This window comes from Streptomyces sp. HM190, from assembly GCF_009857135.1.
Taxonomy (GTDB): Bacteria; Actinomycetota; Actinomycetes; order Streptomycetales; family Streptomycetaceae; genus Streptomyces; species Streptomyces heilongjiangensis.
Map to the genome: position 1 here is coordinate 4,559,484 of NZ_CP047318.1, position 20,024 is coordinate 4,579,507.

Sequence of the window (20,024 nt, forward strand, 5' to 3'; positions counted from 1 at the left end):
GCGTCGGCCGCCCCACCGGCCGGCCGCCACGCCCTCCCCGGCAACCCGATCCGCACCGCGTCGCGCGACAGATGGAGACACGATGAGCACGGTCAAGAGGACGGACCCGCGGCCCCCCGAGCCGCACACGGCGGACAGCCACGATCTGATCCGCGTGCACGGGGCCCGCGAGAACAACCTCAAGGACGTCAGCATCGAGATCCCGAAGCGCCGGCTGACGGTGTTCACCGGTGTCTCCGGCTCGGGCAAGAGCTCACTGGTGTTCGACACCATCGCCGCCGAGTCGCAGCGGCTGATCAACGAGACGTACAGCGCCTTCCTCCAGGGCTTCATGCCCGATCTGGCCCGCCCCGAGGTCGACGTGCTCGACGGCCTGACGACGGCCATCACCGTCGACCAGCAGCGGATGGGCTCCGACCCCCGCTCCACCGTCGGCACCGCCACCGACGCCAGCGCGATGCTCCGGATCCTCTTCAGCCGGCTCGGCGACCCGCACATCGGCCCGCCCGCCGCGTACTCCTTCAACGTCGCCTCCGTCTCGGCGAGCGGCGGCATGACGATCGACCGCGGGGCGGACAAGACCAAGACCCAGAAGGTGGTCTTCAGCCGCACCGGCGGCATGTGCACGCACTGCGAGGGCCGCGGCTCGGTCTCCGACATCGACCTCACCCAGCTGTTCGACGACTCCAAGTCGCTCTCCGAGGACCCGTTCACCATCCCCACCTACACCGGGGACGGCTGGGTCGTCCGGGTCATCACGGAGTCCGGCTTCTTCGACAAGGAGAAGCCGATCCGTGAGTACACCAAGAAGGAGCGGTACGACTTCCTGTACCGCGAGCCGACCAAGGTGAAGATCAACGGCGTCAACCTCACCTACGAGGGGCTGATCCCGAAGCTGCAGAAGTCGTTCCTGTCGAAGGACCGGGAGTCGATGCAGCCGCACATCCGGGCCTTCGTGGACCGCGCGGTCACCTTCGCCCGCTGCCCCGAGTGCGACGGCACCCGCCTGAGCGAACTGGCCCGGTCCTCGCGGATCGGCAAGCTCAACATCGCCGACGCGTGCGCGATGGAGATCCGCGACCTCGCCGAGTGGGTCCGCGCCCTGGACGAACCGTCGGTGGCGCCGCTGCTCGCCAAGCTCCGCCACACCCTCGACTCGTTCGTGGAGATCGGCCTCGGCTACCTCTCGCTGGACCGGGCCTCGGGCACCCTCTCCGGCGGCGAGGCCCAGCGCACCAAGATGATCCGCCACCTCGGCTCCTCCCTCACCGACGTCACCTACGTCTTCGACGAGCCCACCGTCGGCCTGCACCCCCACGACATCGAGCGCATGAACAAGCTGCTGCTGCGGCTGCGCGACAAGGGCAACACGGTGCTCGTCGTGGAGCACAAGCCGGAGACCATCGCGATCGCCGACCACGTCGTCGACCTCGGCCCCGGCGCCGGCACGGCGGGCGGTACCGTCTGCTTCGAGGGCACCGTCGAGGGCCTGCGGGGCAGCGACACCGTCACCGGCCGCCACCTCGACGACCGGGCGAAGCTGAAGGACACCGTCCGCGAGGCCACCGGCCACCTGGAGATCCGCGGAGCGACGGCGAACAACCTCAAGGACGTCGACGTCGACGTTCCGCTCGGTGTCCTCTGCGTCGTCACCGGGGTCGCCGGATCCGGCAAGAGTTCGCTGATCCACGGCTCCATCCCGGCCCCCGAGGGCGTGGTCTGCGTCGACCAGACCACGATCCGCGGCTCCCGCCGCAGCAACCCGGCCACCTACACCGGGCTCCTCGACCCGATCCGCAAGGCGTTCGCCAAGGCCAACGGCGTCAAGCCCGCCCTGTTCAGCGCCAACTCCGAGGGCGCCTGCCCCACCTGCAACGGCGCCGGCGTCATCTACACCGACCTCGCGATCATGCAGAGCGTCGCCACCCCCTGCGAGGACTGCGAGGGCAAGCGGTTCGACGCGTCGGTGCTGGAGTACCGCCTCGGCGGCCGTGACATCAGCGAGGTGCTGGCGATGCCGGTGTCGGAGGCCGAGGAGTTCTTCGGCGGCGGCGACGCCCACACCCCGGCCGCCCACCGGATCCTGCGCCGGATGGCGGACGTCGGCCTCGGGTACCTCACCCTCGGCCAGCCGCTCACCACGCTCTCCGGTGGTGAGCGGCAGCGCCTGAAGCTGGCCGTGCACATGGCCGACAAGGGCGGCGTCTACGTCCTCGACGAGCCGACCACCGGTCTGCACCTCGCGGACGTCGAGCAGCTGCTCGGCCTGCTGGACCGGCTCGTCGACTCCGGGAAGTCCGTGATCGTCATCGAGCACCACCAGGCGGTCATGGCCCACGCCGACTGGATCATCGACCTCGGGCCCGGCGCCGGGCACGACGGCGGCCGCGTCGTCTTCGAGGGCACCCCCGCCGACCTGGTCGCGGCCCGCTCCACCCTGACCGGTGAGCACCTCGCCGCGTACGTGGGCGCCTGACCGGCACCCCCTCCGTCCCCCCGGCATGACGAAACCCCAGGTCCACGACCTGGGGTTTTTCGTCAGGGCTGCTTCGTCCCGTGGACGCCGTCGGCGGCGTGCCGCGGCCCGTAGCGGGAGGAGAACTGGCCGACCAGTTCACGGAAGCAGACCAGGGCGGTGATCGGCGGGATCCCCACCACGACCATCGCGAGCACCGACCCCGGGGTCTGCCCGATGCACAGCGCCACCGCGGTGCCCGACGCCAGCAGCATCACGGCCCAGGACCGCCGGGCGGTCCGGTTCTGCACCGACGCCCGCAGGATGGAGAGCCCCGCGACCAGCCACGGCCCGTAGACCGTCAGCGGCCACCATTGCGCGAGTCTTTCCGAGACCACCAGCAGGGCGATGCCGTGTAACTGGTTGTACGAATAGGAGATCGACCAGGAGAGCATCGTCGCCCCGCACACCGTGATGGTGAAAACCAGAAAAGCGACGGTGATGCTTCTCGGGTTGCCGGAAAAGATGTGCGCCCCCGGCCGTGGTCTCCGTCTGCTGACGGGCCGGCTCGGGGGCGGCACCTGTACCTGCGCGGGCATCGACACCGGTACCGACACCGGCGCGGGCGCCGGGCCGGGCGCCGGGCCGGGCGCCGGTACCGACACCTGGGTCGGCTCCCCGTCGGGCTCCCAGTCGTCGGACGGAGTCCTCGGGTCGGGGAGCCAGATGTGCTGTGTCTCAATACCGCCGTAAGAATCCTGCCAAGTCACACATGTGCAACGAGTGGCATCCGGGTTAAGGATTCCTGCATTCAGGGGAATAAAAATCTGCTGGGATTATCTACGTCGTTGAATTCCGGATACTTGGTCGACGAAACTGTTGAACGCGAGAAATGGAAAAAGGTTCTTTCTCAGTGGGCCGGCGGTGGCGCCGTGCTGTTCCGGGGCACGAGCCGGGTCGGGACCAGGGTGGTGCCGGGCCCGGGGGTCGGCCGCCGCACGCCGGCGAGCACGCCCGCGACGCACAGGCGCCCCACCTCGGCGAAGTCCTGGTGGATGGTGGTCAGCGGCGGCAGGAACGACGCCGACTCGGGGATGTCGTCGAACCCGACGACACTGACCTCGTCCGGCACCCTCCGGCCCCGCTCGTGCAGGGCCCGCAGCAGCCCCAGCGCCATCTGGTCGTTCGCCGCGAACACCGCCGTGCAGTCCGGCTGTTCGGCGAGCAGGAGTCCCGCCCGGTAGCCGGACTCCGCCGACCAGTCGCCGCGCACCGGGGGCGGCGGCACCAGCCCCGCCCCGGTGAGCGTGGCGCGCCAGGCGTTCGCCCGGCGCTGTGCCGCGAAGGAGTCCTCCGGGCCCGCCAGGTGCCACACGGTCGTGTGCCCGAGGTCCAGCAGATGCCGTACGGCGTCGCGCGCCCCGCCCGCCTGGTCGGTGTCGACCACGGTGTACCGGTCGCCGGCGTCGGAGTCGGCCACCACCACCGGGATGCCGGGCGGCAGCGACACGGTCGCCGCGTCCAGCAGATGGGTCTCCATGATGACGATCACCGCGTCCACGGCGAGTTCCCCGAGCCGGGAGAAGGCGCCGTTCACCTCGTCCTGCGTGGGCACCGCGACCGGCAGCAGCGTGACCGCGTACCCCTCGCGGGCGGCGGACGTGGCGATCGCGTCGAGGGTGCGGATGTTGCCGAGCGTGGACAGTGAGAAGGTGATCACGCCGAGGGTGCGGAACTCCCCGCGGCGCAGGGCACGGGCGGCGCTGTTGGGGCGGTAGTCCAGCTCCCGCATCGCGTCCAGCACCTGGCGGCGGGTCTCCTCGGTGACACCGGCGAACCCGTTGGACACGCGTGACACCGTCTGCGCGGAGACGCCCGCGAGCCGGGCGACGTCGCCCATGGAGGGGCCCTGCCGGGGCCGGCCGCCCCGCCCCCGGGCGCGGGGTGCGGGCCCCGCTGCCGTCCCGCTCCCGCGGCCCGGCGCCGCCGCGCTCTCCCGGTCAGCTGTGTCCACCTTGTCCCCCAGGCTCCCGTCCGCGCGCCGCTCGGCGATGCCGCTGGTCCCGAACGACTCTCTTGACCACCGAGATTCGGACAGTGTAGACATCGCGCCGAGGAATGTTTACGTAAACATCACCCGTCACCAACCCTACGAGAGCACCGCGAACCGCACCGAACCGCACCAGCGGGCCCCGATCTCTCGCGTCGCGCCGGGACGCGCGGCACGTGGAAGAGTTGGAGTTACTCGAGATGGCACAGCGCACCCGCACGAGACGGCTCCTCGGGGCCATCGGCGTGACGGCCCTGGCGACCGGGACCGTCATGGCCACCACCTCCCTGCCGCTGGCGCACGCCGCGCCGGCCGCCGCGTCGGTCACCGTCCGGCCCGACCCCTCGTACAAGGGCGACAGCTTCGAGGGCTGGGGCACCAGCCTGGTGTGGTTCGCCAACGCCACCGGCGACTACCCCCCGCAGATCCGCGAGAAGCTCGCGAAGCTCCTGTTCGGGGAGAGCGGCCTCAACCTCAACATCGCCCGCTACAACATCGGCGGCGGCAACGCCCCCGACGTCAAGGACTACCTGCGGGCGGGCGGCGCCGTCGAGGGCTGGTGGAAGGCCCCGGCGGGCACCACCCGCGAGGACGTCGACTGGTGGAACGCCGACGACCCGAACGACTGGAACAAGAAGGCCGACGCCACCCAGCGCTGGTGGGTGGACCGCATCAAGAAGGACATCACGCACTGGGAGGCGTTCAGCAACTCCCCGCCGTGGTTCATGACGGTCAGCGGCTACGTCTCCGGCGGCTTCGACTCCTCGAAGGACCAGCTGAAGGAGGAGTCGGTCGAGGACTTCGCCAAGTACCTGGTCGGTGCCACCGAGCGGCTGGAGAAGGCGCACGGCATCAAGGTCGACACCCTCGACCCGTTCAACGAGCCGAACACCAACTACTGGGGTACCAGGCTCGGTGAGGACGGGCAGCCCACCGGCGGCCGCCAGGAAGGCGCCCACATGGGCCCCGAGCTGCAGCAGAAGGTGCTGCGCGCCCTCGGCCCGGTGCTGGACAAGTCCCGTACCAAGGCGGAGATATCCGCGATGGACGAGACCAACCCCGGTACGTTCGCCACGAACTGGAACTCCTACCCGCAGGAGGTCCGTGACCTCGTCGGGCAGATGAACGTCCACACCTACGGCACCAGCCAGCGCACCACCGTCCGTGACCTCGCCAAGGCCGCCGACAAGCCGCTGTGGATGAGCGAGGTCGAGGGCGACTGGGGCGACGGGCAGAGCTTCACCGACATGCGCCCCGGTCTGGGCCTCGCCCAGCGCATGGTCGACGACCTGCGCGAACTGGAGCCCAAGGCCTGGGTCTTCTGGCAGCCGGTCGAGGACTACGACAACATGAAGCCCGGCGGGGAGTCCGCGAAGGGCGGCAACTGGGGCTCCATCCAGCTCTCCTTCGCCTGCAAGTCCACGGACACCCTGAAGACCTGCCCGATCTACACGAACACCAAGTTCGACACCGCCCGCAACTTCACGCACTACATCAAGCCGGGCGACCGTCTGATCAAGACGAACGACACCTCCAGCACGGCGGCGGTCGCCAAGAAGGGCGAGAAGGCGACGGTCGTCCACGTCAACAGCACCACCGAGTCCCGCGCGGTGACGCTGGACCTGTCGAGGTTCGGCAAGGTCACCTCCGGCGCGACGGTCACCCCCGTGGTGACGGACGCGGCCGGCAAGCTGGTGAAGAAGAAGGCGGTCAAGGTCAAGGGCAAGAAGGCCACGATCACCGTGCCCGCCCAGTCCGTGACCTCCTTCCTGGTCAACGGCGTCTCCGGGGTGGCGAAGGATCGCGCGGAGCTGCGCGACGGCGAGACGTACACCCTGACCGGCGTGCAGAGCGGCAAGAACCTCGCGGTCGCGGGCGACGGCAAGGGCCTCGTCATCAAGAACCTCGACCCCGGCACCAAGGCCCAGCAGTGGACCGTGGACCGGATCGGCCGCGGCGCGACGAGCAACCGCACCCGCTACGCGATCACCAACGAGGCCGCCGGCAAGCGCCTGGCGATCCGCGGCGGCTCCCTGACGGTCGAGGCCGACGAGGGCACGCGGGACGCTGCCGCGCAGTGGATGATGTCCAGCACCGGTGACGGCTCCTGGACGCTGGTCAACGCGTCGACCGGACAACTGGCCGACGTCAACGGCCAGTCGACGACCGACGGGGCCTCCGTGGGCGTCTGGTGGCCCAACTCGGGTCTCAACCAGCGCTGGTGGCTGAACGACCTCCCCGGCTGACGACCCGTCCCACCCCGCGGCACCCCAGGAAACCCCAGGTCGAAGACCTGGGGTTTCCCCATGGAACGGGATCCCCGCGCCGGACGGCACGCACGGGCGGCGTCGGCCGAGGACGTACGGCGGTCGCCGCGCGTGCTCCCCGAGTGCCGCCCGCTCCGCCTCCGCCGGGGGCGCCGTCCCGTGCCCACGAGCAGGACGTCCTCGTCGGTGAACGACGCGGGGAACGCCGTGCCGGTGATCCGCTCCGGCAGCGCGCGGGAGTGGGCCAGGGACTCGGCGGACGGCCCCGGGACGTCCGGCAGGCGGGCCGTCGGGTCCAGGGGGTGCAGGGTCCACTCCAGGACGTACGCGGTGCGGTGGTCGCCGGTGGTGCGCCTTGTCCCCGGGGCGCACCCGCAGGCCGGGGTCGGCGAGCCGGCGGCGCGGCCCGTTGCGGCCCCCGGCGGAGCCGACGTCGCCGAGGTGGAACCTCGGCAGGCCCGGCTCCTCGTACGCGGCGGTGAGGCGCACGACGAGTGCCGCGGCAGCCAACGCTTGCCCGTCGAGGAGGGGCGCCCGGTGCGCCGAGAGTGCGTGCCGGGCGTCGCGACGGGGCGAACGTTGCCCGTCGCGGCACCAGCGCGTCCAGCGGGTCGTCCCCGGACGGCGGTGCGTGCGTCGCGGTCCAGCAGGTCACCGCGGCGGCGGTCGGTTCGGCGCCGGGCGGCGTCACCAGCGTGACGAGGACGCCCTGCGCGTCGACGACCAGATGGCGGACGAGGTCCCGGACGAGCCGGCCGGCGCAGCCCGAGGGCCGGGCGAAGTCCTCGTCGCGCAGATCGGCGACCGCGGCGCGCAGCGCCGCCGGGAGCGCGGGAAGAGGTCCACCGGGGCACGGTACCGGCCGGCGCGGGCTCCCCCGAGGCGCCCGCGACCCGTCCGGCGGGCCCCTCGGCGGCCCCGCGACCGGCTTCCGTTTAGGTCCCTCGCCGTGCGCGGAACGCGCCCGGCAATTCGGCGAGGGACGAGGAACGGGAACCCCGTGACACCGGTGAAACGCCGTTCAGGCAGTATGGTCGCGCGCGGTGGTTCATCAACTACGAATAGCGCAGGGTCAGTAACTCAAGACTGTCGCTCAAGTTTCATAAGGATTCCGCATCTTGACGTCTCGTCATGACTTGGCGCGGTGATACGATCACGACACTTGCTGAACGGACGGATAGGTGCAAAAGCGGCACCTCTCGCCAAGGGGGCAGCCTGGGCGGCGACCCTGGATGGGCGACCTCCGGTCTGCGTGCTTGACGGGATTTCAGTAGCTGGCCTTCAGCCGCCTGAAGAGGGTCTCATGACGCCATACATACAGAATCCGGTGCTTTGGGTTCTTCTTGTCCTAACCCTTCTCGCAGCCGCCCTCGTTGTTCGCCAGCGACGGGCGGCCCGGGGGTTACGGCAGGAGATCGCAGGGCTCAAGAACCACTACGGTGAGTTGGAGACTCATTACTCCCAGTCCGTCCGAGAAGCGCAGCAGGAGGCCGAGGCGGAGACGCGTACGGCCCTGAAGTCCGCGATGAGGACACTCCAGGGTCTCGCCGCCGAACAGCAGCGCATCATTTCGGGATTGCAGCGCAAGTACGGCGATTCCGTCATGCTCCAGGACCTCCTGGAGATCGACCACATGAACGCGCAGTTCGGACGCCGCGCCCAGTCCATCGCCGTGCTCTGCGAGGGCTGGCTCGGCCGCCACCGCGACGTCGCCTCGGTGTACGACGTGGTCCGCAGCGCCCAGGGCAGGATCCGCCACTTCCAGCGTGTGCAGATCCTGTCGAAGGTGGACTTCGGGGTCACCAGCCGTGCCGTGGAGCCGGTGGCGCTCGCGCTCGCCGAGCTGCTCGACAACGCGACCAGCTACTCCAGCCCCGACACCGTGGTGGAGATCAACGTCCGTACCGTCCCCAAGGGCGTCTGCATCGTCGTCGACGACGCCGGTGTCGGTATGAACGAGGAGGAGAAGGCCAGGGCCGAGAAGCTCCTCACGAGCGAGCGGGCCTCCGGTGTGTCCGGCCTCGGCAACCCGCCGCAGTTCGGCTTCGCCGTGATCGGTGTGCTCTCCGAGCGCTTCGGCTTCACGGTCTCCGTGGACTCCACGTCGCCGTACGGCGGTGTGCGTGCCGTCGTGCTGCTGCCCGACGAGCTGCTCACCGACATGCCGACCCCGCAGGAGCCTCAGGAGCCCGTCGCGGTCGTCCAGGAGACCTGGGAGCGGGCGACGGTCGTCGACACGGTCGCCGCGGCGCGTGACACCGGCCCCGAGCCCTCTCTGCCCCTGCCGACCACCGACGACGGCCTGCCCCGGCGCCGCCGCAAGCGGCCGATGGCGCTCGTCTCCAACAGCGGAGTGTCGGCCCCGGCCGCGCCGCGGCGGCGCAGCGAGGACACGGCGGCGATCATGGCCGCCTTCAAGCAGGGCACGGACAAGGGTCGCGCCACGCATCCGGACGACGAGCGGTCCAGCGGTACCGGTGACGCGAGCAGTGAAGGGCACGAGGTCTCATGAACAACGATCTTTCCTGGATGCTGGACAGCGCCCTGGAGATCCCCGGGGCTCTGCACGCCGTGCTCATCTCCGCCGACGGGCTCCAGCGGGCCCGGTCCAAGGACGTGAGCAAGGACGACGCGGACAAGGCCGCGGCCGCGATGAGCGGTCTGCAGTCGCTGAGCCGTTCCCTGTCGTTCTTCGTCGACCGGACCGACCTGCGCTGGCAGCAGACCCTGGTCGAGTTCGACGGCGGCTGGATCTTCCTGATCTCCGCCGGAGCCGGCGCCTACCTCGCCGTGTCCGCGTCCTCGGACGTCGACATGGCGGACATCACCTTCCGGATGCAGCAGCTTGTCGGGCAGTTGGGCAAGGTTCTGACTGCTCCGCCTCGCGAGAGCAGCGTGGTACGGCCATGAGCGATGCCGACAAGCAGGAGCACGAAGCCGCCGAGTTAGTGCGGCCGTACGTCATCACGGGCGGCCGTCATCTGCCCGGCGAGGGTCAGTTCTCACTGATCACGCTGGTCACGGCGGCGGCCGACCACCAGCAGCGGCCTGCCCGCCTCTCCCCGGAGGAGCAGGAGGTGCTGCGGATGTGCGTCGGCGGCTACCTCTCCGTCGCCGAGATCGCGGGGCACATGCGGCTCCCGGTGGGCGTGGTGAAGATCCTGCTCGCCGCGCTCTCCGAGGGCGGCTACCTCGTCACCCGCCCGCCCGAACAGCGGGCCCCCGTGGCCAATCTGCAGATTCTCGAGGAGGTGCTGAATGGTCTCCGGGCCAAGTTTGGATGAGCAGGCGTACGTCCGTGGCGGGGAGACCCAGACCGCCGTCAAGATCCTCGTGGTCGGGCACTTCGCGGTGGGCAAGACCACGTTCATCGGGACCATCTCCGAGATCTCGCCGCTGTCCACCGAGGAGACGATGACCCGCGCGGGCGAGGCCGTCGACGACCTCAAGGGGGTCCAGGGCAAGACCACCACCACGGTCGCCATGGACTTCGGCCGGCTGACGGTCAGCGAACGCGTCGTGCTGTACCTGTTCGGCACGCCCGGACAGCAGCGCTTCGTGCAGATGTGGGAGGACATGGCACGCGGCGCGCTCGGCGCGCTGGTGCTGGTCGACCCCGAGCGGCTGGCGGACTCCTTCGCGGTGATCGACCTGATCGAGCAGTACGGGCTCGACTACGCGATCGCCGTCAACCACTTCGACGGTTCACCCCTGCGGGACGAGAGGGCGCTGCGCGAGGCGCTCGATCTGCTCGACGACACCCCTGTCGTCGTCTGCGACGCGCGCGACGAGAGATCGTCGGCCGAAGCGCTGATCACGCTCGTCCGCTACTTGATGGACCGTGCCCGTTAGGAGCAAGAGCAGACATGACCCCCGAACCCCACTCTCCCGTCCCGCCACCCGGGTGCCCCGCCCACGGCAGCGGACTGCCGGTGCCGCTGTACACCACCGAGTACGCCGCCGACCCCCAGGCGTACTACGCGTACCTGCGGCACTTCGGCGCGACCGCGCCGGTCGAGATCGCCCCCGGTGTGGACGCGACCCTCGTCACCGACCACGCGACGGCGCTCCACCTGCTCCAGGATTCGACCAACTTCCGCAAGGACGCCCGGCGCTGGCGGGACGTCGCCGAGGGCAAGGTCGGCCCGGACAGCCCCGTCGTGCCGATGCTGGGCTACCGGCCCAACGCCATGTTCACCGACGGCGCGGAGCACGCCCGGCTGCGCCAGGCGATCACCGACACGCTGGCCCGCGTGGACTCCCGGCAGCTGACGGAGATGACCAAGCGCGCCTCCGACTACCTGATAGCCCAGGTCGCCGCGCGCGGCTCGGTCGACCTGATGAACGACTACGTCAAGCAGCTGCCGCTGCTCGTGTTCAACGAGCTGTTCGGCTGCCCGGCGGATGTCGGCGACCGGGTCGTCTTCGGCATCTCCGGAGTCTTCGAGGGCGTCAACGCCGAGAAGGCCAACATGGTGCTGGGCCAGGCCGTGGGCGAGCTGGTGGCGCTGAAGCGGGCCCGGCCCGCCGAGGACGTCACCTCGCACCTGATGCGGCACGAGGCGCGGCTGAGCGACGAGGAACTCGTCCACCAGCTGATCCTGCTGCTCGGCGCGGGCGCCGAACCGCTGCGCAACCTCATCGGCAACACCCTGCACCGGCTGCTCACCCACGACCGGTACGCCGACGGCGGCCTCATCGAGGAGGCCATCGACGACACGCTGTGGGAGAACCCGCCCATGGCGAACTACGCGCCGCACTACCCGGCCTCCGACCTGGAGTTCGCCGGGACGAAGATGCGCGCGGGCGACCTGGTGCTGGTCAGCATCACCGCCGCCAACACCGACCCGGCGCTGGCGGCGGCCCGGCAGACCGGCGGCCGGCGCGCCCACCTCGCGTGGAGCGCGGGCCCGCACGCCTGCCCGTCGAAGGACCTCGCCCGGCTGGTCACCATGACGGCCATCGAGAACCTGCTGAACCGTCTGCACGACATCGAGCTGGCGGTGCCCGAGGACAGCCTGACCTGGCGGCCGGGCCCGTTCCACCGCGCGCTCGCCGTGCTGCCGTGCCGTTTCACCCCGCAGGTCGTGCAGCGGCCCACCCCGCCGCGTGCGCAGGACTCCGCCCGGACCGACCACCAGGCGGCGGCCGGCCGCCGGACGGAGCGGCCGGGTGTCTGGAGCTCGTTCCTGACGTGGTTGAAGGGGTGATGCACGCAACAGGAGTAACTTCCAGACACTGCATGAAGATTCAACCTAAGGGGTAGTAACGCGGCGGCATTCGTGGTGACTAACGAAACAAGGGAGGTGTCGTGGACCACGTTTCCGACGACGCCGCTGCTCGACCTTCCGCCGCACACCACCGCTCCCGACGGCACGGTCCCCTGGGGAGCGAAGGCTCCCCCGGGGACGTGACCGACCGTCAGTTACCGCACGACGAGATACCCGCCGAGGTCGGCGGGTATCTTTCTGTGTCCCCCCGGACCCCGGGGGGACTGTCGTGAGCGGGCCCGGCGCCGTGGAGGCGCGGGCGACGACCACGCTCGGCGGTCTCGTGACGGGCCAGTTGCTGCGGTTGTGCCAGGTGGCGGGGATCGACGAGGCCGCCGCCGAGACCTACGCGCGGGTGCTGACCGACGCGTTGGCCGGGGTGGCCGAACGGTCCCTGGACCTGCCGCCCCCCGCCTGGACGTTCCTCTCCGACGACTCCACCCCGGTGGAGTTCTCGCTGTCGTTCCTCCCGGACGGGCCCCCGGCCCTGCGGGTGCTGCTGGAACCGGGCAGCGGGGCCGGGAGCCTGCGGGACAACGGCCGGGCCGGGCTGGCGGTCGTCCGCTCCATGGCGGACCGCTGGGGCTTCGACACCGGCCAACTGGACCTGCTGGAGGACCTGTTCCTCCCGGACGACCCCGAGGGCCCGCTGGCCCTGTGGATCGCGCTGGAACTGCGGCCCGGCGGTGTCCCCAAGGTGAAGGTGTATCTCAACCCGGCGGCGCGCGGCGCCGACCGGGCCGCCGGGACGGTGCGGGAGGCGCTGGACAGACTCGGCCACCGGGAGGCGTACGACACTCTGCCCCCCGGCGACGGCCACCCGTTCCTCGCCCTCGACCTCGGCGACTGGCAGGCGCCCCGCGTGAAGGTGTACGTCACCCACCGCGACCTGCGGGTGTCCGACGCGGGCGGGCTGTCCCGGATGGGCAACGGCCCCGACACCGAGCTGCTGGAAGGTTTCCTCCGGCAGACCGGCGGCTACGACGACGGGACGCCGGGCCCCGAGGCGCGGTTCGACCGGCGGCCCGTCCTGACCTGCCACTCCTTCACCCGGACGACGGGCGGGCCCACCGGCTTCACCCTGCACGTCCCCATCCGGGGCTACGTCCCGCACGACGGGGTGGCCCTCGACCGGACCGCGGCCGTCCTCGCCCGTCACGGCGTCGACCCCGCCGTACTCGAACGGGCGCTGGCCGCCGTCACACCCCGCGCACCGCGGGACGGGCGGGGACTCCTCGCGTACGTGGCGCTGGCCCACGAACAGGGCAGACCGCCGCGCGTGACGACGTACATCTCCTCGGAGGCGTACGAGGTCCTGCCGCCGGTCTCCCCGCCGCCCCTGCAGCGGGCGGCGTCCGGGACGGCACGCGAGCCGGTACCCGGCACCTCAGCCATCAGTTGAGTCCACCGAGCACACAGAGCAACAGGAGCACAGACCACAGTGGAGCCCTACCGCATCAAAGTCGTCGAGCCGCTCGCCCTCACCACCCGTGAGCAGCGCGAGGAGGCGCTGAAACGGGTGGACTACAACCTCTTCGACCTGCGGGCCGACGAGGTGACCATCGACCTGCTCAGCGACTCGGGCACCGGAGCCATCTCCGCCGCCCAGCTCGCCGCCGGGATGGAGGGCGACGAGTCCTACGCCGGCTCGCGCTCCTTCTACCGCTTCCACGAGACCGTGACGGAGCTGACCGGCTTCCCGCACATCCTCCCCGCCCACCAGGGGCGCGCCGCCGAACGCATCCTGTTCTCGACGCTCCTCGAACCGGGCGGCATCGTGCTGGCCAACACCCACTTCGACACCACCCGCGCCAACGTCGAACTCTCCGGCTGTCAGGCTCATGACCTGCCGTGCCCGGAGGCCAAGGACCTCGACAGCGAGCAGCCGTTCAAGGGCAACATCGACCTCGACGCGCTGCGGACCTGGCTGGAGGGACCGGACGCCTCCCGGGTGCGCGTCGTCGTCATGACGATCACCAACAACGGCGGCGGCGGACAGCCCGTCTCCATGGAGAACCTCAAGGCCACCGCCGCGCTCTGCCGCCGCCACGGCGTCCCCATGATCCTGGACGCCGCCCGGTTCGCCGAGAACGCCTGGCTGGTGACCCGCCACGAGGCCGCCTACGCCGGACACACCCCGCGCCAGGTCGCCGAGGAGGCGTTCCGCCTCGCCGACGGCTGTGTGATGAGCGCGAAGAAGGACGCCATCGTCCACATCGGCGGCTTCATCGGCCTCAACGACCCCGTGCTCGCCGAGAAGTGCGAACGGCTCCTCATCGCCACCGAGGGCTTCGCCACCTACGGCGGACTCGCCGGCCGTGACCTCGACATGATGGCCGTGGGCCTGCTGGAGGTGACCGAGCCCAGCTATCTCGCCGAGCGGGCCGAGGTCGCCGCCCACCTCGCCGGCCGGGTCCGCGCGGCGGGCGTCGACATCCTCGAACCGCCGGGCCTGCACGCCCTCTACCTCAACGCCGGGCGGCTGCTGCCGCACATACCGCCCCACAACTACCCGGGCCACGCCCTCGCCTGCCGCCTCTACCTCGAAGGCGGGATCCGGTCGGCGGAACTCGGGTCGCTGTACCTCGGTGAGGAGGACGAGGACGGCAACCCGGTCAAGAGCGCGCCGTACGAGCTGGTGCGGCTGGCGCTGCCGCGCCGGGTGTACACGCGCAGCCACTACGACCACGTCGGCCGCACCCTGGAGAAGATCGCCAAGGACGCCGGGTCGGTGCACGGCTTCCGGATCGTGGAGCAGTCGCCGATCCTGCGGCACTTCCGCGCGAAGCTGCGGCCGGTGACCACCGGCTGACGGCCGGTCCCCGGACCGCCGCGGCACGACGCGACCCCGGGCCCGACGGGCCCGGGGTCGCGTCATGCCCGGGGGCCCGGCACGGGCGCACCGTCAGAGGCCGAACTCCTGCGTGGGCAGCCCGAGCACCCCGCACGCCTCGCGCAGGACCTGCTCCTCGGCCGGCGCGATGTACCCGTCGGCGCCCGCGACGACGAAGCCGGTCTGGACGACCGCGCGGGCCTCCTGCGGCTTCTTCGCCGCCTTGGCGATCTCCTGGAGGACGGCCGCCTTGCCCTGCTGGAAGTTGAACGACAGCTGGTCCACGTGCTTGTTGAACCGCTGCCGCAGCTGGTCCGCGGGGAAGTTCTGCAGCACGTCGTTGTTCAGGATCAGCGACTCCACGTGCTGCCGCTCGGCCGGGTCGACCGTGCCGTCGGCGGCGGCGACCAGCGCGCACATGGCCATGCTCGCGTCACGGTAGGCACCGCTCTTCAGCTCCGTCTTCAACGAGGTCAGCTGGGACTTGAGGGCGCTGACCAGCTGGGCCTTCGAACCACCGGACGCGCCCGGCCGTCCGTGCCCCTGACCGTACGCCTGGCCCGGGGCGTGGCCGTGCCCCTGGCCTTGTCCCTGACCCGTGCCGCCGAGGCCCCGTGACTGTGCCTGCTGCTGCAGCCCCTTGGCCTGGTCCTTGATCCGATCCCACATCGCCATCCGTGCCACCTCGGCTTCAGCCCATGTCGTCCAGCGTCCGCGCACGTTCCACGCGTCACCCTGCCAACGGCTGCCGCCCCCCGTGAAGTTCCGCCGCCCCTCCGGCGCCGGGTCAGCGCCGCGGGCCCGCGAGCGCGTAGAGCGCGGTGCCGAGCGCCGCGAGGGTCAGCGCCGTCCAGGTCGCGGCGGGGGTGCCCGGCGGCAGGAGCAGCCAGCCGGCCACCTCCTCGGGCACGCCCTCCGGGGACGGCGCGACCATCGAGACGGACAGCCAGGCGACGGGCGGCGTCCACGCGTACCGCGCGCCGAACACCGCCGCCCCGGCCGCGGCCAGCCCCGTCAGCCCGGCCGCGTCGCGGACCAGGAACCCGGCGGGCGCCAGGTCCTCGCCGAGCACCCCCGGCACCAGCGGCATCGCGCAGACGACCAGGCCGATCAGCAGCACGTGCGCCGTGCGGCGGACCCTCCACCGGACCGCGGCCGTCCGGTCCAGCGCCACGTCCTGCCCGCCGAGCCCGACGGAGGCCACCGTCGCGCCCGCGGCGAGCGCCAGCACCGGCAGCAGGGGCGCGCTGCGCGCGTCGCCGCTCCCGGCGAGCGCCCACACCGCGACCGTGCCGATCAGCATCGCGGCCAGGGCGGCGGGCACCTGGCGGGACCGCGCGTACAGCGTCAGCCACCTCATCCGGACGCACCGCCGTCCAGCACCGTCAGCACGTCGCCCCCGCAGGACATCGCCTCGGCGTGGGCCGCCCTGATCCGCGCGACCTGCTCGGACCAGCGCAGCCCTTCCAGCTCCTGGAACACCGGTCGGGCCGTGCCGAGCTGCTCGGCCGGGGAGTGCACGGTGCCGCGGATCGGCTCCAGCGTCCCGAGGGCCCAGCCCGCCACCACGCTCTGCGCGGCGATCTCGCCCAGCGTGCCGCTCTCCTGCTGGCTGCGCGCGAAGCAGGTCGGCGCGATGCCCTGTCCGACGAGCGCCCGGGTCAGCTCCTCGCCCGTGGCGCGGGCGAGGGCGTCGTCGTCGAAGTCGACGAACACGGTCGTACGGGACCGCTCGGGCTGTTCGAGGAGTCCCCGCGGGGCGGTGGTCTCCCGGACGGTCGTGGGCGCCCGGTCGCCGAGTGCGTCGTGCAGCAGGCCGAGCGCCTTGCGGCCGGGGCCCGCGAGCCCCGCCAGGCGCGCCTCGTGGACCCGGGCCACGCACACCGGCCCGTCGCACACCTGCGCGGCGGCGGCCCGGTCGACGACGTACGTCCGGCGCGGGTCGGACGGCAGCACGAGCAGCGCGATCGCCGCGCCCGCCACCACCGGGGCGAGGGCGAGCAGCCGGGTGCGCGGGGTCGCGGCGAGCAGCAGCGCGAAGCCCGTCGCGGCCATGCCGAGCAGCCAGGCCGTCTGGCCGGCGTGCACCCGGCCGGACAGGGTGAGCAGGACCTCCCGCACGTCCGCCACCGACGGCGACAGCAGCGTCAGCCGGTTCGGCAGGTTCGACGACGGCACCGCCGAGTCGGACCACTGGCGTACGAAGGCGGTGAACAGGAAGGCGGCCACGGCCAGCGCCGGCGGGGTGAGCGGGGACGGCAGGGCCCGCCCGATCCCCATGCCGAGGACGGCGCCCGCGATCAGGGAGAACCCGCCGACGAGCGAGATCGGCAGCCAGCCCGCGTGGTGGTACCAGGCGTGGGCGAGGACCTGGCCCGCGCCCTGGAGGACGAGGAGACCGTAGGCCAGGGCCAGGGTGAGGGAGAGCGCGCCCGCCGTCACCGCCGCGCGGTGCCGGATGGGCCGCGGCGTGCTCGCCAGCAGCTCCGACACCTTCGAACGGTGGTCGCGCAGCCCCTGGAGCGCCCCGAGCGCCACGGCGAGCGGCCACAGGAAGAGCAGCAGGGTACGGGTCCACAGGGCCATGGACGTCCACTGCGCCGTCCACAGCGCGCTGCCCTTCCACCACGGCCCGCTCAGCAGGTACAGGAACCCCAGTGTGGTCACCAGGATCACGGCGCCGGCCCACGGGGCCACCGACCGCCGCAGCTCCATGCGCAGGACACGGCCGTTCACCAGGCGCCCCTCTCCCCGGCGGAGCCCTGCAGCAGCGCCGCGTAGCCGCGCTCCAGCGGACTGTCGCCCACATGCTCGGGGCCGCCCGCGGCGGCCAGTTCGTCGGGGGTGCCCTGGAAGACCAGCCGGCCCTCCGCGAACAGCACCACGTCCGTGCAGGCGGCGGCGACGTCCTCCACCAGATGTGTGGAGACCACGACACAGGTGTCCGTGCCCAGCTCCTGGAGCAGCTGCCGGAACCGCACCCGCTGCGCCGGGTCGAGGCCGGCCGTCGGCTCGTCCAGCAGCAGGAGGGCCGGGTCGTTGACGATGGCCTGGGCGATACCGGCCCGGCGCACCATGCCGCCCGACAGCGCCTTCATCCGCTCGTCGGCGCGGTCCGCGAGCCCCACCCGCTCCACGGCACGCTGCACGGCCGCCGGGATGTCCGCCTTGGGCACCTCCTTCAGCCACGCCATGTACTCGACGAACTCGCGCACCGTGAACCGCTTGTAGTAGCCGAACTCCTGCGGCAGATAGCCGATCCGGCGGCGCAGCGCGCGGTGCTCGCCCCGGCCGTCGACGGACTCGCCGAGCAGCTCCAGGGTGCCCCCGGCGGGGCGCAGCACGGTCGCCAGCGCCCGGATGAGGGTGGTCTTGCCCGCTCCGTTCGGCCCCAGGAGGCCGTGCACGCCGGTGCCCAGCGACAGGTCGAGCCCGTCGACGGCCATGCGTGTGCGGCCCGCTCTGACCCTCAGCCCGTCGGCCCGGATCTCCCAGGCGTAGGCCGTGGGCGCGATGTCGGCCGCGCTCACCGTGGACATGTGGTGGTCCTTTCCGATGGTCATCGATGGGCTCCCAGCACGGAGTACGCGCCCCTGCGGGCGATCACGACTCCGAGGCCGAGGGCGAGGATCAGTCCCCACACGGGCAGTCCGTCCGTGCGCAGCGCGGCGGCGGTACGGCCGTCGGCGAGGGTCGGCGCGACGATCACGGCGGCCCACACCGCCACCAGCGAGACGGCGGCGCGGGTCACGCCGACCACCCCGCCGAGCGCCAGCGTGGCCGTGGTGAAGGCCAGGCAGGGCAGCAGCCACTGGGCCACCATCACGCCCGTCGCCCAGCCGCCCACCAGCAGCGCGGGCAGCACCGCCGCGAGCACGGCCACGGTCCGCCGCAGCACCAGCTGGAGCCCGGCCCGGGGGACCGAGGCCGTCAGCTCGTACGCGGGGTCCAGGCCGCGCGCCCACGAGGCGGCGACGCCGAGCACGGGCAGCACCGGGGCGAGCAGCAGCACCGGGGAGATCCCGGAGGATCCCGGTCCCGGGCTGCCGCCGAGGAGGTCGAGCAGCAGGGCCGCGAGCGTCACCGCGGCGGCCATGGCGAGCCACGGCACCATCGCGGGGGTCGCCCACCGCGACAGCCATGCCGGCCGGCGCCGCCGGCGGGGCGGCGCGGGTGCCGCCGCCACCTGCGGTTCGAGGCCCGACCAGACGGCGTCGACCAGGGACGCCACGGCGGGCACCCCGGCGCCGACGGCGGCCGTCAGCCGGTCCCGGCAGACCGGGCACACCTCCAGATGGGCCTCCACGGCCCACACCTCGTCGTCGGAGAGGCCGGTGGCGCCGCGCGCGTAGGCCTCGATGGTCCGCGCCGACGCGTGTTCCACGCTCATGCCAGTGCCTTCCGCATCGCGAGCCGGGCCCGGCGGGCCCGGGTCTTGACCGTGCCCTCGGGCAGTCCGAGCAGCACGGCGGTCTCCCGGACCGACAGCCCGTCGAGCACCATCGCCTGCAGGACCTGCCGCAGCTCCGGCGCGAGGCGCCGCAGCGCGTCCCCGACGTCACCGCCGACGGTGGCCGCGAGCGCCTCCTCCTCGGCGGCGGGCGCCGCGTGGGGGAGGGCGGCGGTCGGCGGGGGCTGGGCGTGGTGGGCCCGTCGCCGGAACGCGTCGACGAGGCGGCGCGCCGCGATCGTCCACAGCCAGCCGACGGCTGTGCCGCCCACCGCGGCCCCGGCGAACGCGCCGGCCGCGCGCCACACCGCCAGATACGTCTCCTGCATCACCTCGGCGACGATCTGCTCGTCCGCGCAGCGCCGCCGCAGCCGGACCGCGAGCCACGGCGCGGTCCGCCGGTACAGCTCCTCGAACGCCGCGCGGTCACCGCGGGCCACCAGCCGGACGAGACGCTCCTCGTCCGGCTCACCGCCCCGTCCCTTCCCGACTGATCTCACACCCCCTAGACGTCCGCCCCCGGCGACGGGTTTTCCTGTTCGAGTGACCCCCGTCACATATGAACGGCCGCGCCTCGGGAAGGGCGCGACCGACGGAGGGGCCGGGAGCGGCGGACGCCAGGCGGTCATCGCCTCGCGGGCGAGGGCCGTGCGGAGCGCGGGCGGGCGCTCCCGATGGTTGATCGTTCACCCACCCGCT

The 20,024-nt window shown here is 72.1% G+C and carries 17 protein-coding genes and 2 pseudogenes; 9 read left to right on the forward strand and 10 right to left on the reverse strand.

The features are described from left to right. Nucleotides 1-82 precede the first annotated feature (82 nt). Nucleotides 83-2,476 carry an ATP-binding cassette domain-containing protein gene (locus GSY65_RS19375; RefSeq protein WP_159770400.1) on the forward strand — a complete coding sequence of 798 codons (2,394 nt, stop codon included), beginning with the start codon at nucleotides 83-85 and terminating at the stop codon, nucleotides 2,474-2,476. Nucleotides 2,477-2,538: 62 nt separating this feature from the next. On the opposite strand, the gene GSY65_RS19380 is transcribed toward GSY65_RS19375, so the two are convergent. Next, on the reverse strand, nucleotides 2,539-3,054 hold the full coding sequence (locus GSY65_RS19380) for a DUF2637 domain-containing protein (RefSeq protein WP_159776163.1): 516 nt from the start codon (nucleotides 3,052-3,054) through the stop codon (nucleotides 2,539-2,541). Between the two features lie 311 nt (nucleotides 3,055-3,365). Further along, nucleotides 3,366-4,355, reverse strand: a complete 990-nt coding sequence (locus GSY65_RS19385; protein WP_159770403.1) for a LacI family DNA-binding transcriptional regulator — start codon at nucleotides 4,353-4,355, stop codon at nucleotides 3,366-3,368. A 350-nt stretch (nucleotides 4,356-4,705) separates the two neighbouring features. On the opposite strand from GSY65_RS19385, the gene GSY65_RS19390 reads away from it, so the two are divergent. Continuing rightward, nucleotides 4,706-6,751, forward strand: a complete 2,046-nt coding sequence (locus tag GSY65_RS19390; protein WP_159770406.1) for an RICIN domain-containing protein — start codon at nucleotides 4,706-4,708, stop codon at nucleotides 6,749-6,751. A 105-nt stretch (nucleotides 6,752-6,856) separates the two neighbouring features. Here GSY65_RS19390 and GSY65_RS34735 read toward each other — a convergent pair. Together GSY65_RS34735 and GSY65_RS34740 are read right to left on the reverse strand one after the other, a co-directional pair. Next, a pseudogene (locus GSY65_RS34735) lies at nucleotides 6,857-7,270 on the reverse strand (maleylpyruvate isomerase N-terminal domain-containing protein); the annotation flags it as partial. Nucleotides 7,271-7,373: 103 nt separating this feature from the next. Beyond that, nucleotides 7,374-7,618 (reverse strand): annotated as a pseudogene (locus GSY65_RS34740) (maleylpyruvate isomerase N-terminal domain-containing protein); the annotation flags it as partial. Between the two features lie 457 nt (nucleotides 7,619-8,075). On the opposite strand from GSY65_RS34740, the gene GSY65_RS19395 reads away from it, so the two are divergent. From GSY65_RS19395 to GSY65_RS19425, 7 genes are all read left to right on the forward strand, one after another. Next, nucleotides 8,076-9,284: a sensor histidine kinase gene (locus tag GSY65_RS19395; RefSeq protein WP_159770409.1), complete on the forward strand. Its 1,209-nt coding sequence runs from the start codon at nucleotides 8,076-8,078 to the stop codon at nucleotides 9,282-9,284. Next, the gene (locus GSY65_RS19400) at nucleotides 9,281-9,682 is read left to right on the forward strand and encodes a roadblock/LC7 domain-containing protein (protein ID WP_159770412.1); all 402 of its coding nucleotides are present in this window, start codon (nucleotides 9,281-9,283) and stop codon (nucleotides 9,680-9,682) included. The genes GSY65_RS19395 and GSY65_RS19400 overlap by 4 nt, the downstream gene beginning before the upstream one ends. Next, complete coding sequence (locus GSY65_RS19405; RefSeq protein WP_159770415.1) at nucleotides 9,679-10,056, forward strand: DUF742 domain-containing protein; 378 nt, start codon at nucleotides 9,679-9,681, stop codon at nucleotides 10,054-10,056. The genes GSY65_RS19400 and GSY65_RS19405 overlap by 4 nt, the downstream gene beginning before the upstream one ends. Then, nucleotides 10,031-10,624 (forward strand): GTP-binding protein, encoded by a 594-nt coding sequence (locus tag GSY65_RS19410; RefSeq protein WP_159770418.1) that lies wholly within the window; start codon nucleotides 10,031-10,033, stop codon nucleotides 10,622-10,624. Before GSY65_RS19405 ends, GSY65_RS19410 begins: the two co-directional genes overlap by 26 nt. Nucleotides 10,625-10,638: 14 nt before the next feature. Continuing rightward, on the forward strand, nucleotides 10,639-11,982 hold the full coding sequence (locus GSY65_RS19415; RefSeq protein ID WP_159770421.1) for a cytochrome P450: 1,344 nt from the start codon (nucleotides 10,639-10,641) through the stop codon (nucleotides 11,980-11,982). 289 nt (nucleotides 11,983-12,271) lie between these two features. Continuing rightward, nucleotides 12,272-13,444 carry a tryptophan dimethylallyltransferase family protein gene (locus tag GSY65_RS19420; protein ID WP_159770424.1) on the forward strand — a complete coding sequence of 391 codons (1,173 nt, stop codon included), beginning with the start codon at nucleotides 12,272-12,274 and terminating at the stop codon, nucleotides 13,442-13,444. 39 nt (nucleotides 13,445-13,483) lie between these two features. Continuing rightward, nucleotides 13,484-14,854 carry a tryptophanase gene (locus tag GSY65_RS19425; protein WP_159770427.1) on the forward strand — a complete coding sequence of 457 codons (1,371 nt, stop codon included), beginning with the start codon at nucleotides 13,484-13,486 and terminating at the stop codon, nucleotides 14,852-14,854. 93 nt (nucleotides 14,855-14,947) lie between these two features. Here GSY65_RS19425 and GSY65_RS19430 read toward each other — a convergent pair whose 3' ends face one another. From GSY65_RS19430 to GSY65_RS19455, 6 genes are all read right to left on the reverse strand, one after another. Continuing rightward, nucleotides 14,948-15,550: a tellurite resistance TerB family protein gene (locus tag GSY65_RS19430; protein WP_159770430.1), complete on the reverse strand. Its 603-nt coding sequence runs from the start codon at nucleotides 15,548-15,550 to the stop codon at nucleotides 14,948-14,950. Nucleotides 15,551-15,662: 112 nt separating this feature from the next. Beyond that, nucleotides 15,663-16,235, reverse strand: coding sequence for a hypothetical protein (locus tag GSY65_RS19435; protein WP_159770433.1), 573 nt, complete (start codon nucleotides 16,233-16,235; stop codon nucleotides 15,663-15,665). Continuing rightward, nucleotides 16,232-17,611, reverse strand: coding sequence for a hypothetical protein (locus GSY65_RS19440; protein ID WP_159770436.1), 1,380 nt, complete (start codon nucleotides 17,609-17,611; stop codon nucleotides 16,232-16,234). The genes GSY65_RS19435 and GSY65_RS19440 overlap by 4 nt, the downstream gene beginning before the upstream one ends. Next, nucleotides 17,608-18,438: an ABC transporter ATP-binding protein gene (locus GSY65_RS19445; RefSeq protein WP_159770439.1), complete on the reverse strand. Its 831-nt coding sequence runs from the start codon at nucleotides 18,436-18,438 to the stop codon at nucleotides 17,608-17,610. Before GSY65_RS19445 ends, GSY65_RS19440 begins: the two co-directional genes overlap by 4 nt. Beyond that, complete coding sequence (locus GSY65_RS19450) at nucleotides 18,435-19,265, reverse strand: zf-HC2 domain-containing protein (RefSeq protein ID WP_159770442.1); 831 nt, start codon at nucleotides 19,263-19,265, stop codon at nucleotides 18,435-18,437. Before GSY65_RS19450 ends, GSY65_RS19445 begins: the two co-directional genes overlap by 4 nt. Then, nucleotides 19,262-19,825, reverse strand: a complete 564-nt coding sequence (locus GSY65_RS19455) for an RNA polymerase sigma factor (protein ID WP_159770445.1) — start codon at nucleotides 19,823-19,825, stop codon at nucleotides 19,262-19,264. Before GSY65_RS19455 ends, GSY65_RS19450 begins: the two co-directional genes overlap by 4 nt. Nucleotides 19,826-20,024 lie beyond the last annotated feature (199 nt).